This window comes from Streptomyces winkii, assembly GCF_032248595.1.
In the GTDB taxonomy this organism is placed as follows: Bacteria; Actinomycetota; Actinomycetes; order Streptomycetales; family Streptomycetaceae; genus Streptomyces; species Streptomyces winkii.
On the sequence record NZ_JASTTH010000003.1, the window covers coordinates 45138 to 58883 of the forward strand.

The 13746-nt window shown below is 71.4% G+C and carries 11 protein-coding genes; 7 read left to right on the forward strand and 4 right to left on the reverse strand.

Translation table 11 applies throughout. From position 1 onward, the window contains the following. Positions 1-209 precede the first annotated feature (209 nt). Positions 210-1253, reverse strand: coding sequence for a hypothetical protein (locus QQM67_RS08625; protein ID WP_314173737.1), 1044 nt, complete (start codon positions 1251-1253; stop codon positions 210-212). 351 nt (positions 1254-1604) lie between these two features. Between QQM67_RS08625 and QQM67_RS08630 the strand changes: the two genes are divergently transcribed. The 4 genes from QQM67_RS08630 to QQM67_RS08645 all read left to right on the forward strand — a co-directional run bounded on the left by QQM67_RS08630 (position 1605) and on the right by QQM67_RS08645 (position 5845). Beyond that, positions 1605-2855, forward strand: a complete 1251-nt coding sequence (locus tag QQM67_RS08630) for a glycosyltransferase family 4 protein (RefSeq protein WP_314173073.1) — start codon at positions 1605-1607, stop codon at positions 2853-2855. After that, positions 2852-4111, forward strand: coding sequence for a hypothetical protein (locus QQM67_RS08635; protein WP_314173074.1), 1260 nt, complete (start codon positions 2852-2854; stop codon positions 4109-4111). Before QQM67_RS08630 ends, QQM67_RS08635 begins: the two co-directional genes overlap by 4 nt. A 142-nt stretch (positions 4112-4253) precedes the next feature. Further along, entirely contained in the window at positions 4254-5219 is a 966-nt protein-coding gene (locus QQM67_RS08640) for a helix-turn-helix transcriptional regulator (protein WP_314173075.1), read from the forward strand. Positions 5220-5623: 404 nt separating this feature from the next. Next, entirely contained in the window at positions 5624-5845 is a 222-nt protein-coding gene (locus tag QQM67_RS08645; RefSeq protein WP_314173076.1) for a hypothetical protein, read from the forward strand. Positions 5846-5951: 106 nt separating this feature from the next. On the opposite strand, the gene QQM67_RS08650 is transcribed toward QQM67_RS08645, so the two are convergent. Then, the gene (locus tag QQM67_RS08650) at positions 5952-6956 is read right to left on the reverse strand and encodes a phosphatase PAP2 family protein (protein ID WP_399065878.1); all 1005 of its coding nucleotides are present in this window, start codon (positions 6954-6956) and stop codon (positions 5952-5954) included. A gap of 563 nt (positions 6957-7519) precedes the next feature. On the opposite strand from QQM67_RS08650, the gene QQM67_RS08655 reads away from it, so the two are divergent. After that, complete coding sequence (locus QQM67_RS08655) at positions 7520-9484, forward strand: MFS transporter (protein WP_314173078.1); 1965 nt, start codon at positions 7520-7522, stop codon at positions 9482-9484. Positions 9485-9617: 133 nt separating this feature from the next. Here the strand turns inward: QQM67_RS08655 and QQM67_RS08660 are convergent, their stop codons facing one another. Next, a complete protein-coding gene (locus tag QQM67_RS08660; protein WP_314173079.1) occupies positions 9618-10064 on the reverse strand; it encodes a cell division protein SepF in 447 nt (148 codons plus the stop codon). Positions 10065-11009: 945 nt separating this feature from the next. Between QQM67_RS08660 and QQM67_RS08665 the strand changes: the two genes are divergently transcribed. After that, positions 11010-12053, forward strand: a complete 1044-nt coding sequence (locus QQM67_RS08665; RefSeq protein ID WP_314173738.1) for a S1 family peptidase — start codon at positions 11010-11012, stop codon at positions 12051-12053. Between the two features lie 128 nt (positions 12054-12181). Here QQM67_RS08665 and QQM67_RS08670 read toward each other — a convergent pair whose 3' ends face one another. Further along, on the reverse strand, positions 12182-13204 hold the full coding sequence (locus tag QQM67_RS08670; protein ID WP_314173080.1) for an aspartate-semialdehyde dehydrogenase: 1023 nt from the start codon (positions 13202-13204) through the stop codon (positions 12182-12184). Between the two features lie 322 nt (positions 13205-13526). Between QQM67_RS08670 and QQM67_RS08675 the strand changes: the two genes are divergently transcribed. After that, positions 13527-13718: a DUF1059 domain-containing protein gene (locus QQM67_RS08675; RefSeq protein ID WP_314173081.1), complete on the forward strand. Its 192-nt coding sequence runs from the start codon at positions 13527-13529 to the stop codon at positions 13716-13718. Positions 13719-13746 lie beyond the last annotated feature (28 nt).

A 13746-nucleotide genomic window follows, 5' to 3' on the forward strand; every position in this document is an offset into this window, starting at 1 on the left:
GAGGACAGGACCTCTGCCCTGGTCGCGGTAGGGACGGGGGACTCGGGAGGATTCGTAAGGCTGCACGTCTGGGCCAACGACGGCGCCGCCCCGCGGATGCGGGGCGGCGCGACGAATGACCTGTTCGCAGGGGTGGGCCGTGGACCGTACGTACGAAACGGCACGGTGCCGACCTCGGGGCCGACCGACGGCCCGCCCCTGCCGCGACGTCAGGAACCGGCGAGCGGCATCGCCGCCCCCACCAGGACACCCTGCGCCGCGGCCTGAACGAGGGCCTCGCGCAGCAGGTCCTCGCGCGGCTGCTGACCGATCGAGCCGACGGGAGCGGCGTAGACGAGGACCGTGTTGCTCTGGTTCGCCGAGTTGCGCCAGGCGTCGGTGACCGGCAGCGCCTGGTGCGCCTGCCACCAGATGTTCTGCTGGATGCTGCCGCCCGTCGGCGGCTGGAGGATCGCGTGCAGCTGCCCCATCGCCACGAGCACGGACCAGCCCGGCACGGGTGCCGGAGTCTGGGTGAGCCCGGTGACGGGGTTGAAGCCCTGCTCGATGAGGAGAGGCAGGAAGTCGTCGCCCTGGCCGTCCGAGCCGGGGCGCGCGATGCGCGCGGTCGGTTCGACGACGACGGCCGCGTGCACCGTGTCGTTGATCAGGACCTGTCCGCAGGTGACGCCCAGAACCGCGCGCTCCTGCGCCGGTTGTGCCGACTGCGGCCCCGGGCCGGGGTGAACGGGCGGCGGGGCGGGGGCCCGGGTGGGAGCCGGGGCGGGCTCATGGACGTATGACGGCGTGTACCCCGGGGCCTGAGCCGGGGCCCCGGCCATCGCACCGCCGGGACCGGCGGGAGCGGGAGCGGGAGCGCCTCCCGCGGGCGGGACGGTCGCGTCCGGCACGGCGGCGGGTGCCACGGCCTGGCCCGCCGGAGGCACGGGCGCCGGTGCGGGCGCGGGGACGGCGGGAGCCGGTGCCGGCGGTGGGGTCTGCGCGGCGTCGGCGGTGATCGTACGGACCGCGCCCTGCACCTCCTCCTCCGAGACCCTGACAACCTGGGACGGGATGCACGTGGCGTGCGCGAAGGCCAGCACCGCGGTCTCCTCACCCACGAACAGCACTGTGCTGGTGGGGACTTGGCCCGTGTCGCCCGGGGCGCGGCACGAGGTGCAGTCGTAGCTGCCCGGGGCGTTGTCGCCCGCGAGCAGCCGGTTGGCTTCGTCATCGCCGATCTCGGCGCGTACGTCGTCGCTGACATCGAGCATGGGGGACACGGGGGCTCCCTGGGCGTTCGGTTCTTGTCCGTATGAACAACGGGGGAGCCGTGGTCCCGGTCACGCGTGAGCGGATGCGGAATCGCACCGCCCGAGCCGATCCGGTCCGCGGCGGTCCGACCGGGCGCGTCAGGAGCCGAATCGCCGCGAGTCGCCGCAGGTCGCGGGCGCCGCGAACGGTGGGGTGCCCGGTGAAGTTCCAGGATCTTCTTCACGATGTCGGAACTCTTCTGGAACAAAACCTCGATAGTGCCCAACCATCACCTTCGCAAGCCCGTCTAGCCAGTGACAGACCGGTAGTTGGGGGAACGAACGCACTGGATGCGTGGGAGTCGGGGCAGAATGCACATCTCGTTTCTGATCAACAGCGCATACGGCATGGGGGGAACGATCCGCACCACGTTCAATCTGGCGCGGACGCTCGCCGAACGGCACGACGTGGAGGTCGTGTCGGTCTTCCGGTACCGGGACAGGCCGTTCTTCGACCCCGGCACCGGGGTGCGGCTGCGGTCGCTGGTCGACATGCGGCGGCACAGCCCCGGCTACGAGGGCGGCGATCCCGAACACGCCCTGCCGGCGCGGGTGTTCCCCATGGGCGACGGGCGGTACCCGCAGTACAGCGCGCTGACCGACCGCCGCATCGGCGAGTATCTGAGGAACACCGAGGCGGACGTCGTCATCGGCACGCGCCCCGGGCTCAACGCGCACATCGCCCGGCAGACGCGGCGCGGTCCCGTACGACTCGGGCAGGAGCACCTCACGCTCGCCACGCACCCTGCTCGCCTCAAGTTGATGCTCCGGGACACCTATCCGAGGCTCGACGCGGTCACCACCGTCACCGAGGCCGACGCCCGCGACTACCGCAGGATTCTGCGCCTGCCCGGCGTACGCGTCGAGGCGCTGCCCAACAGCGTGCCCGAGCCGGGTCTCAGGGCCGCGGACGGCAGCGGGAAGTGGGTCGTCGCCGCGGGCCGGCTGGCCCCCGCGAAGCGTTACGACGTGCTGATACGGGCCTTCGGTGAGGCCGTCGCCGAGCGTCCCGACTGGGGCCTGCGCATCTACGGCAACGGACGTGAACGCGAGCGGCTGCGCTCCCTGATCGACGAACTCGGGCTGTACAACCACGTGTTCCTGATGGGCCCGGCCCATCCCATCGAGGCCGAGTGGGCCAAGGGCGCCATCGGTGCCGTCACCTCCAGCCTGGAGTCGTTCGGGATGACCATCGTCGAGGCGATGCGCTGCGGGCTCCCGGTCGTCGCCACCGACTGCCCGCACGGGCCGGGCGAGATCATCCGCGACGGCGTCGACGGGCTGCTGGCACCCATGGGCGATGTGCCGGCCGTCTCCGGTGCGCTGCTGCGGCTCATGAACGACGACGCGCTGCGGCGGCGGATGGGAAGGGCCGCACTGGCCTCCTCGGCGCGTTTCGACCCGTCCCGAGTGGGCGCGCGCTACGAGGACTTGCTGACCGCTCTGGTCAACCGCCGCGGGTCAGCCGTGCACCGTACGCGCGGATCGCTGCTCGCGGGCGCGTACGCGGCGAAGGACGCCCTTGTCGGCACGAGACTCGCATTGCAGGGAGGACGGGCATGACCGGCTACGTCACCGGTGCGCCGGGAACGGGCGGAGCGGCGGCCGTACCCGCCGCCGTACACGAGGCCGCACCCGGACCCGTACCCGCGGCGACGGCGGCTCCGGCCGGGGATTCCGCACCGTCCGCCCCGCCGGGCGCAGGCCGCGCGCGGCGGACGGCGGGAACGCGGCGGAATCCGAAGGGGCAGAAGGCGGCCAGGGCAGACCGGTCCGCGCGGCAGGGAGGACGGGCGCGGCAGTCACGGGCCGCCCAGAGCGGGCTCCGCGCGGGCGAGGCCGTGCGCACCGCGGCGTCCGCGCCCACCGCCTCGACACCCGGTCCCGCAACGCCGGATGCCGGCCCGCCCTCGGCGACCCGTCCGCGTGCCGACTGCACCGCGGACAGCGCCGGCGGGCTCACCTTCGACGTGCGGTCGAGCGAGGTCGTGGTCGGCTCCGGGCGGCCGTGCGACCCGGCGCTGCTGCTGCGTCTGCGGGGCGGCCAGGAGCCGGAGGACACCGTGCGGTTGCCGCTCGGGCCCGCGGAGGGCGAGGTGATGCTGCGCGCCGTGCTGCCCAGCATCATGAGCCTCCCCGAGGGACGCTGGGACGCCTACCTCGCCCTTGACGGCGAGGAGCCGCGGCGGCTGCTGCCCGGCGTGCACGATCTGCGCTCGCTCGTCGACCGCGTGCCGCGAGCGGGGCGCACATGGCTGGGGGTGCGCATCCCGTACGCCACCAAGTACGGCAATCTCACGGTCCGTTCGTGGCTGCGCTGGCCCCACGCCGAGGCGGGGCCGCTGCGCTTCGCGGACGGCGGCATCGTGCTGAGCGGCAGGCTCTACGGAGCGCGGCTCTCGGCCACCGCACGCCTGGAGGCGCATCCGCGCGACATGGCGCAGGCGCCCGTGACGGTGCCGGTGCTCCCGGACGGTGGGGTCACGGCGAGGTACGGCAGCGACGACGGCCCGTCCCGCAGCCTCACCTCCACCGTAGGCACCGGCGACCCGGAACCGGCACCCGGCTTCACGGCCCGACTGCCCCTGGACGCCCTGCCGTCCGGGCCGCGGGCGTGGGACCTGTGGCTGCGCCCGGGCGCGGGGGAGGAGCCGGTCCGGCTCGCGCGGATACTGGACGACGTCCCGGACAAGAAGCAGATCTTCAGCTATCCGCCGCAGCGCGTGACGGGCCCCGACGGTGCGGCGCGCTCCGTCCGGCCGTACTACACACTCGACAACGACCTCTCGGTGCGGGTGAGTTGTGCCGATGCGGTGTAAAGGCACTCACAGGGGCACCCGTCGCGGCAGGAGGTGTGGTCCCGATGGTTCCCGTACTGCTCGGTGCGACCTGAGGAACTGGTCCTGAACCGCCACCTGTTGCGGACAGAAGGGGTCCGCAACAGGTGACAGACTCATGGCCATGGTCGAGACTTCGGCACGGCTCCTGCGTCTGCTCTCGCTTCTCCAGTCCCCGCGCGAGTGGTCGGGCGCCGAACTCGCGGAGCGGCTCGGCGTCAGCCCGCGCACCGTTCGCCGGGACGTCGACCGGCTCCGCGGGCTCGGCTATCCCGTGCACTCGAGCACGGGCACGGCAGGTGGCTACCAGCTGGGCGCCGGTGCCGAACTGCCCCCGCTGCTGCTCGACGACGAGGAGGCGGTGGCCGTCGCCGTCGGGCTGCGCGGCGCCGCGGGCGGCGGTGTGCAGGGCATCGAGGAGTCCTCGGCACGGGCGCTGGCCAAGCTCGAACAGGTGCTGCCGCACCGGCTGCGCCGCCGCGTGAACGCGCTGAACGCGTACACCGTCACGATCACGCGGGCACACCACGGGCCCGCCGTCGAGGCCTCGCTCATCACGGAACTCGCCCACGCCTGCCGGGATCACCAGCAGCTGCGCTTCTCGTACGAGACACACGGCGGCGAGACCGCCCGCCGCGTCGTCGAACCGCACCGGCTGGTCAGCACGTACAGGCGCTGGTATCTCGTCGGCTGGGACACGGAACGCGAGGACTGGCGCACCTTCCGGGTCGACCGCATCACGCTCACACCGCCGCACGGCCCGCACTTCGCGCCGCGCATCGGTCCGGCCGAGGACCTGGCGGCGTGGGTCTCCGAGGGCGTCGCCGTCAGGGCCTACCCGGAGCAGGTGACGGTGCTGCTGCGGGTGCCGGTCGAGCGGGCGGCCGAGGTGGTCACGCTGTCGACGGGAACGCTGGAGGCGGTCGACGAGCACAGCTGCCTGCTGCGCACCGGAGGGCCGTCGGCCGAGGTGATCCTTCCGTACATCCTGATGCTCGGATTCGACTTCGAAGTACGCGCCCCGGAAGGGCTGTTCACACAGGTCAGGGCCGTACGGGACAGGCTCGACCGGGCCCTGGGCGGAAGTTGAGGACTTCCTTCCCCTTCTTCCCGCCGCTTCCCCTTCCCGCCCGCCCGCTTCCTCTTCCTTCCTTCACCAAGAGTCGGCGGAGAGTAGCCGGATGAGGACGGTGCGGGAGGGCTCGTTACGCCGGAATTGTGCAAGCGGTTGCGACGCACAAGTCGCGCGCGCCTCCGCGGCGTTACCGGAACACAGTCTTCCGGCGGAATTTTCTCCGGTACTCGGCAATTTCTGACGGAGTCTCCACGGCAGAATTCCGGTGGCCGATTCCACATGTGGTGAAGCGTGAAAAAGGGCCGCAGGAGAAGCCCCGTACGAGTGACACGGTGAACAGTCGAGCGTGCGGCGGCGCTTGTGACAAGAGTGTGACGAGCTGACGATGCGACGCGGACTTCCGGCGGTACGGTGGCGGCATGGCACCGGAATCCGCAGACCAGGACAACCCGCAGGACGACCCCGAGACCTACGTGGGGCTCTCCGCGGAGGCCGCCGAGGAGCGCGCGTACGCACGGGGCTGGACCACCGTGCGGTCGCTGCCGCCGGACGCGATCATCACCATGGAGTATCTGAGCGGGCGGCTGAACTTCGCCGTCGAGAAGAGCACGGGGAACGTCGTGCGCTGCTGGAAGGGCTGACCCGCGGCTCTGCCCGAGTCTTCGCGCGCACCGCGATCCGCGCGCACAGCGAGAGGCCCCGGCGCCCGCGAGGCGGGAACCGGGGCCTCTCGCATGCGCAGACGCGCTACTTGCCGCGCGGCCCGAGATGGGCTGTGCGCGGCTGTGAGCGGTCCGCGTAGGGACGGCGGGGCCCGACGGGGCCGGCGGGAGGCTGCGGGTTGACCGGTGCCCGTTCCGCCCGCAGCGGGTATTGACGTCCGCCCTGGTGGTAGAGGCGTGCGGCCCCGACGCCCGGCCCCGAGGTGGACGGGGCGGGGGCGCGGCCGCCGATGACGGCGGCGTCGCCGTGCTGTGCCTCGTCCTGTGCCGCCATCTCCTCGGCCGGCAGGCCCCTGCCCGAGGGCACCAGCGATTGCCGGGTGACGGGGGAGAGCGGCGAGGGGATGAGGCGGCGGCCTCCGGGGCTCGTGCTGCGCGCCCGGTCCCTCCATGCCTGGATCCGGTCCTCGGACCAGGCGATGACGGGTTCGGCCCACGGCAGACCCAGCAGGATCAGCAGCCCCGCGGCCCAGCCGAGCAGCACATCGCTCACCCAGTGCGTACCGAGGTAGACGGTGGTCGCGCCGACGCCGAGGGCGAAGAAGGCGGCGACCACCGACAGCACCCTGCGGGCCCGCGGCGTGGTGGCGAGGTACGCCAGAATGCCCCAGGTCACAACGGCGTTGGCGGTGTGACCCGAGGGAAATATGTCGCCGCCGGCGAAGAGTTCGGTGGATCCGACGGTGGTCGCGTAGTGCGGCCCGAGCCTGGCGAGGCCGATTTTCACAGCGCCGACAGTCACGTTGAGCGCCAGCAGCGCCGAGCCGAGCGCGAGCAGCGGGCGCAGTGTCCGCTGCCGCCAGGAGCGCCAGCCCAGCCATGCCGCGACGAGCACGGCGGTCGGACCGCGCTGGCCCAGAACGACGAAGTAGTCGAGGAACTCGTGCACTTGGGGCCACTGCTTGTATGGCCGGAAGAGCATGACCTGCCAGTCGAGCCGTACCAGATCTGCCCGGATCAGCACGGCGATGACAATCACCGCATAGAGCACCGAAGTAGCACCGAACAACAGCTTGCGTGTTCGGCTCATCCGCGGGACATCGCGGTTGCTCGGTCGCTCGGGCTCTTGTTCAAGCCGGGCGAGTAGTCGGTCGGTACGCACCCAGTCGACGTTACAACGGGTGTGAGAGGTGGCCGTACGCGCGACGCTCGTTCGTGATGACGATGTGATGTGGAGTGCGTCTCACCGAGGCCTTTGTGAGGGTGAATTCCCGCAGCTTATCCGGGGTTTAGACCCCGCATTCCGGATGCCTTGGCGCAAGCTGACGGCCAACCCGCTCCGGAATTTCTGTTAACCAACGGTCGATGGAGAATTCGGCTCCTCGTTTCCAACCGGATTCCCGTACCGCGCCCATGAGTTGACGCAGGGGGGAGGCGGGAGCGGGGCGTACGGGGCGCGAGGGCGGCCCTGGGGCGGGTGCGACGGTAGGTGAGATGCGCCACGCGGCCGCCTGGCAGACTCGCGTACCCTGACGGCCACTCGTTCTTCTGTCCGGGCCGTGCTGTGTTCCGTCCCCGCTCACGGGGCAACCGACCGCAGCGGGGCCAGTGACCCCCACCACTGAAGGAGCGAGCGCGAGAGGAGGTGCGCAGATGTCCGGGACGACCACGGCCGGAGCCGGCGAGGCGGCGGACGTTCCCGCGCACGGGGCTGCCCGCCCCGTCTCCGGTGCCGCGCCCAGCGCGAACCGGTGGACCGTCCTCGTCGTCCTCTGCGCCAGTCTGCTGCTGGTCGCCATCGACGCCACCGTGCTGCACGTGGCGGTGCCGGCCGTCTCCGAGGAGCTGCGGCCCGGCTCCGTCGAACTTCTGTGGATCGTGGACGCCTATCCGCTCGTGTGCGCGTCGTTGCTGATCCTCTTCGGCACGCTCGGAGACAGGGTCGGGCGGCGCCGGGTGCTGCTCTTCGGATACGCCTTCTTCGCGGGGGCCTCGGCCCTCGCCGCCTACTCGCAGACACCGGAGATGCTCATAGGGGCACGTGCCCTGCTGGGCGTCGGCGGCGCGATGATCATGCCCGCGACGCTGTCGATCCTGCGCCACGTCTTTCCCGACCGCCGCGAGCGGGCGCTCGCGATCGGGATCTGGAGCGCGGTCGCCGCGGTCGGCGCCGCGGTCGGCCCGCTCGTCGGCGGGCTGCTGCTGGAGCACTTCTGGTGGGGCTCCGTCTTCCTCGTGAACCTTCCGCTGATGGCCGCCGGGCTGCTCTTCGGGCGCTGGCTGCTGCCCGAGTCCACCGGGGACCGCGAGGGCCCCTGGGACGTCCTCGGCGCGGTCGTCGCGGCGGCCGGCCTCTTCGGCGTCATCCTCGGCGTGAAGCACGCGGGCGGCGGCCATCCCTTCTCGCCCGGCACGGCCGTGCCGCTCCTGGCCGGCCTGGTGCTGCTCGGGGTGTTCGTACGGAGGCAGCGGCGGCGCACCTATCCGCTCATCGACGTGCGTACGGTCGCGCGGCGGGCCTTCGGTACGGCCGTGGGGTGCATCGTGCTCACGGTGCTCGCCCTCGTGGGGCTCGCGCTGATCGCCGCGCAGTACCTCCAGCTCGTGCTCGGCCTCTCGCCGCTCCAGACCGGTCTGCGGCTTCTGCCGCTCTCGCTCGCGGCCATCGCGGCGGGGCTCGTGGGGTCGCGGCTCCTGAGGATGCTGGGCCCGCGGCTCATGGTCGGCCTCGGGTTCCTGCTCACCATCGCCGCCGTGCTCTGTCTTACGGGCCTCGGCCAGGACGACCGGCCGGCACTGCTCGTCGGCGGGTTCGTGCTGCTGGGCTTCGGCCTGGAGACCACGCTCTTCGGCTGTTACGAGTCCATGCTCAACGAGGCGCCGCCCTCGCGCTCCGGCGGTGCGGCGGCGATCGGCGAGACGGCGTACCAACTGGGCGCCGGAATGGGCATCGCCGTGCTCGGCAGCGTCATGAACGCGGCGTACGCGCCCGGCGTTCGCGATGTGCCCGGGGTGTCCGACGTCGCGAAGGGCGACGCGAGCCACTCGCTCGGCGAGGCGTACGGGATCGCGGCGAGGCTCGGCGGCTCCGCCGGGGACGCGCTGCGTTCGGCGGCGCGTGAGGCCTTCGTCCACGGCATGCACGTCACTCTGATCGCCAGCGCCGGGCTGCTGCTGCTCGGGGCGCTGGCCGCGTTCAGGCTGCCCCGCTCCATGGAGAGCGGTGCGCCCGACGAGGCGGAGGCGCAGCCCGCGGCGCCGGCGGCGTCCGGGGCGTCGGTACCGGAGGCGGCGGCAGGGCCGGAAGAAGCCCCGGTGCGCGTCCACGAGGACGGCCACGGCGAGGCCCGTACCGAGGTGCCCGCGCACAACCGGCTGCCGAGGCAGGCCGACCGGAGCCAGGAGCGGCCCGCGGCGGCTGCCCCGGCCCCCTCCGGCGAATCCGGGAACGGCCACGGAGCGGGCACCGCGAACGGAAGCGGAGCGGGAAGCGCGAACGGAACCGCGAACGGAACCGCGAACGGAAGCGGTAGCGGCCGCGAAAACGGCCACGGAGGCCGCGAGAAGGGGCACGGCGGCGGCAGCGATCTGCTGCCGAGCGGAATCAGCCGGCCCTGACGCCGCGCGCGCCCGCCCGCACAAGAACCGCGCACAAGAAGGCGGATCGGCGCGCCAGTAATGCCGGCCGGCGCCGGACTCCGGGGGGAGGGCGGCGACCGTCGTCCGGCCCGGATCAGCTCTGGCGGCCGGATCAGCTCTGGTTGAAGAAGCCGCCCTCCGAGGCGCGCCGGTTCTCGTTGCTGACGATCTTGTAGTCGTCGGGTGTCAGCAGGAACACCCGCGTCGCTACCCGTTCGATGGACCCGCGCAGGCCGAAGGTGAGACCGGCGGCGAAGTCCACGACCCGCTTGGCGTCCGCGGATTCCATCATGGTGAGGTTGATGATGACGGGCACGCCGTCGCGGAACAGCTCACCGATGCCGCGGGCGTCGCGGAAGCCGTCGGGCGTGACCGTCGCGATCCGGGTGCCCTGATCCTGAGCGGCCTCCGCCGTCACCCGGATCCGCGGGTCCGTGACCCAGGGCTCCCGGGCGGCGTCGCCGGGCTCCGGCCCCTCGGCGTAGTCGTCGTCGTAGTAACGCATTTCGCTGTCGTCGACGAGGCCCAGCCAGGCACTCGCCTTGCGCACCGATCCCATGGACGCCTCCTCTCCTCTGCGCGGTCCGTCCGCGGTCGCATCGAGCTCCCCCCGGGAGTCCGCATCTATCGTCGTCCATGATGCGGATGTTGCGCCAAGTGGATACCTGCCCAGTCCGGGTTTCGTGACGGTACTGGTGCAGAACATATGGCGCCGGGTCAAGGAACTTGTGGGGCACGCGTGGTGACGGTGTGCAAGTTGTGCGCACCCCGCCGGGGTGCGGGCGGGGAGGCAGACCGTGCGGATCGCCCCGCACACCATGGTGACCTGCCGCCAATGTGATGCCGCTGTGCGACGCGCACGAAACACTGTGCGAGGGGTCAACACAGGGGCGGAGGAGGGGTGTTCGGGTACCGCGTCCGGGCGCCGCGCTCATGTTCCCCCTGGCCGCGGCCTGTTGGCGTGCAAAGCCGCGAACGCCCAGGCGCTGCGCGGGCGGAGACGGTCTGACCTGCCGGCGTCGCCCGCGCGTGCGACTGAGCGCCCGGAGAGAACCCGGCCGGAAATTCCGCGCGGCCCCTGGCAATGGCGCACGCGCAATTCTTCGGAGCGCTCCGGCGGACCGTCCGGAAATGCGGGGTGAAATCCCGTACGTCAAACGGGAATCGATGGACAGAACGGGACAAGTACGCTTGTTGTCCCAGTTGAGGGCATCTTCTTCCCTTGTCGGCCGTGGTGTTCAAACAGGGGATCGACGAGTCGAGTTGTGCTGTGTACGGTCGACCTGCAACGGTCCGCTGTTTCGCAGGACGGAGCCGATTCGGCCTTGTGCGATAACAGCGCTTCTCGTAATACTCATTGGTACGAGTTGGCATGGACGCGACTTCCTTCGGGCAAGGGAGCCCGTGTCCGTACTTCCTCCGGGACCGTCCCCTCCAAAAACGCCAAGGGCGGTCTCAACCCCCCACTGGAGGTTCAGAGTTGAAGAAGATATCGAAGCGCCAGATGGTCATCGCGGGTGCGGGTGTCGCAGCGCTCGTAGCCGGGTCGTTGACCCTGTCGACGGCCAACGCCGCGGAAGACAGCGCGCCGACCCTGAAGACCCTGTCCACCGCGTCGGCTTCGAAGCTCGCCTCGAAGCTCACGTCGGACCTCAAGGGTGACGCGGGTTCGTACTACGACGCGAAGGCCAAGAAGCTCGTCGTCAACGTCACGGACCAGGCCGCCAAGGAGAAGGTCGAGGCAGCCGGCGCCGAGGCGAAGGTCGTCCAGCACACGATGGCCCAGCTGGAGTCGGTCAAGGACAGCCTCACCAAGGACGACGTCATCGGCACCTCCCGTGCCGTGGACGTGAAGTCCAACAAGGTCGTCATCACGGCCGACAAGACGGTCAAGGGCGCCAAGCTCGCCAAGCTGAAGAAGCAGGCCGCGGCGCAGGGCAGCAAGGTCGAACTGAAGCGCAGCGCGGGCAAGTTCACCACCAAGATCGCCGGTGGCGACGCCATCAACGGCGACGGCGGACGCTGCTCGCTCGGCTTCAACGTCACCCTCGACGGCAAGCCGGCCTTCCTCACGGCGGGGCACTGCACCACCGCCATCGCCAGCTGGTCCGAGGAAGAGGGCGGCCCGGAGATCGCCAAGAGCGGCGACGGCAAGTTCCCGGGCAACGACTTCGGCATCGCCTCGTACACCGCCGAGGTCGACCACCCGAGCGAGGTGGACCTGTACAACGGCAGCACCCAGAAGATCACCGCCGCGGCCGAGGCCGAGGTCGGCCAGAAGGTCACCCGCAGCGGCAGCACGACTCAGGTTCACGACGGCACGGTCAAGGCCGTGGACGCCTCCGTCACCTACCCTGAGGGCACTGTCGACGGCCTGATCCAGACCGACGTCTGCGCCGAGCCCGGCGACAGCGGCGGCTCGCTCTTCGCCGAGGACAAGGCCATCGGCCTCACCTCGGGCGGCAGCGGCGACTGCTCCGCCGGCGGCGAGACCTTCTTCCAGCCGGTTCCCGCGGCCCTCGAGGCCCTGGGCGCGCAGCTTCCCTGACCCCGTGCGGGCGTTCGGCGCGGCCACGCGCTGAGCGCCCGGCGGGCCCGGGAAGCGGGCACTGTCACACATGCGGAACCCCCGGGCACAGCCCGGGGGTTCCGTCGTACGTCAAGGTGCCGGGAAGGTCACTCCGCGGCGACCAGCTCCGCGATCTGCACCGCGTTCAGCGCCGCGCCCTTGCGGAGGTTGTCGCCCGCGAGGAAGAGCGCGAGGCCGTTCCCGGCGGTCTCGTCGGTGCGGATGCGGCCGACGTAGCTCACGTCCTTGCCCGCGGCCTGGAGCGGCGTGGGAATGTCCGAGAGCTCGACGCCCGGGGCGGACGCCAGCAGTTCACGCGCGCGCTCCGGGGTGAGCGGCCGCTCGAAGCGCGCGTTGATCTGGAGCGAGTGACCGGTGAAGACCGGCACACGCACGCAGGTGCCCGACACCTTCAGGCCGGGGATGCCGAGGATCTTCCGGCTCTCGTTGCGGAGCTTCTGCTCCTCGTCCGTCTCGTCCAGGCCGTCGTCGACGATCGATCCGGCCATCGGCAGCACGTTGAAGGCGATCGGACGCGCGTACTTGTCCGGCTCGGGGAAGTCCACCGCGCCGCCGTCGAAGGTCAGCCGGCTCGCGTCGCTCTCGACGGCCTTGCTCGCCTGCTCGTTCAGCTCGGCGACGCCGGCCAGGCCGCTTCCGGAGACCGCCTGATAGGTGACGGCTACCAGCCCGCTCAGCCCGGCCTCGTCGTGCAGCGGACGCAGCACGGGCATGGCGACCATGGTGGTGCAGTTCGGGTTGGCGATGATGCCCTTCGGACGGTTCCTCGCCGCGTCCGGGTTCACCTCGGAGACGACGAGCGGCACTTCGGGGTCGAGCCGCCAGGCCGAGGAGTTGTCGACGACGACCGGACCCTGCGCGGCGACCTTCTCCGCGATGGCCTTCGACGTCGAACCCCCGGCGGAGAAGAGCACGATGTCCAGCCCCGAATAGTCGGCGCCCGCCGCGTCCTCGACGGTGACCTCGCCGCCCTGCCAGGGGAGGGTGCGCCCGGCGGAACGGGCGGAGGCGAACAGACGCAGCTGCTCCACGGGGAGTCCCCGCTCGGCCAGAATCTCCCGCATCACGCCGCCGACCTGGCCGGTGGCTCCGACGATCCCGATCCTCATGGGGCTCCTTCTGTGCGTGTCCTGTACGTGTGCTGTGCGTGGGCCGTGCCCCGGCCGCGGCGGGCGTACGGGGAGCTTCGCGCGTCTGCGGCGGGAGACCCCGAGCCCGGCCCGCCGGCGGGCGCAGGCTCTTCTACCCTGCCCTGCTCCGGCTACGATCGGCCACTTCTTTGACATCGGTCACACGGGCGCCCGCAACGCCCGGACCGGCTCAGCCCGTTCGACGGCAGGCGGCGCGGGTCGGCTCCGTCCTGCGCACATCCCCGTCCGGGCTCACACTGGGCACGAGAATCCGGGTCCACCGGGCACGAGGAGGTGCGCCATGCGCAAGGTAGCCGACTGCCGGGATTTCCCCAGCGAGATGAACTGCACCTTGACCATCTCCGGCGAGGAGGAGGAAGTGGTACGGGCCGCGAGCGAGCACGCCGAGTCCGTGCACGGGCATACGGACAGTCCGGAGCTGCGTGAGCAGGTCCGCTCGATGCTCAAGGACGAGGCTCCGCAGCGCGCCTGAGGACCTGTCCGCCGAAGCGGCCTGAACC

Bases quoted from the DNA above. Each gene is read 5' to 3' on its own strand.
- QQM67_RS08625 (WP_314173737.1), bottom strand. From the start codon at position 1,253: ATGCTCGATGTCAGCGACGACGTACGCGCCGAGATCGGCGATGACGAA.
- QQM67_RS08630 (WP_314173073.1), top strand. From the start codon at position 1,605: ATGCACATCTCGTTTCTGATCAACAGCGCATACGGCATGGGGGGAACG.
- QQM67_RS08635 (WP_314173074.1), top strand. From the start codon at position 2,852: ATGACCGGCTACGTCACCGGTGCGCCGGGAACGGGCGGAGCGGCGGCC.
- QQM67_RS08640 (WP_314173075.1), top strand. From the start codon at position 4,254: ATGGTCGAGACTTCGGCACGGCTCCTGCGTCTGCTCTCGCTTCTCCAG.
- QQM67_RS08645 (WP_314173076.1), top strand. From the start codon at position 5,624: ATGGCACCGGAATCCGCAGACCAGGACAACCCGCAGGACGACCCCGAG.
- QQM67_RS08650 (WP_399065878.1), bottom strand. From the start codon at position 6,956: ATGAGCCGAACACGCAAGCTGTTGTTCGGTGCTACTTCGGTGCTCTAT.
- QQM67_RS08655 (WP_314173078.1), top strand. From the start codon at position 7,520: ATGTCCGGGACGACCACGGCCGGAGCCGGCGAGGCGGCGGACGTTCCC.
- QQM67_RS08660 (WP_314173079.1), bottom strand. From the start codon at position 10,064: ATGGGATCGGTGCGCAAGGCGAGTGCCTGGCTGGGCCTCGTCGACGAC.
- QQM67_RS08665 (WP_314173738.1), top strand. From the start codon at position 11,010: ATGGTCATCGCGGGTGCGGGTGTCGCAGCGCTCGTAGCCGGGTCGTTG.
- QQM67_RS08670 (WP_314173080.1), bottom strand. From the start codon at position 13,204: ATGAGGATCGGGATCGTCGGAGCCACCGGCCAGGTCGGCGGCGTGATG.
- QQM67_RS08675 (WP_314173081.1), top strand. From the start codon at position 13,527: ATGCGCAAGGTAGCCGACTGCCGGGATTTCCCCAGCGAGATGAACTGC.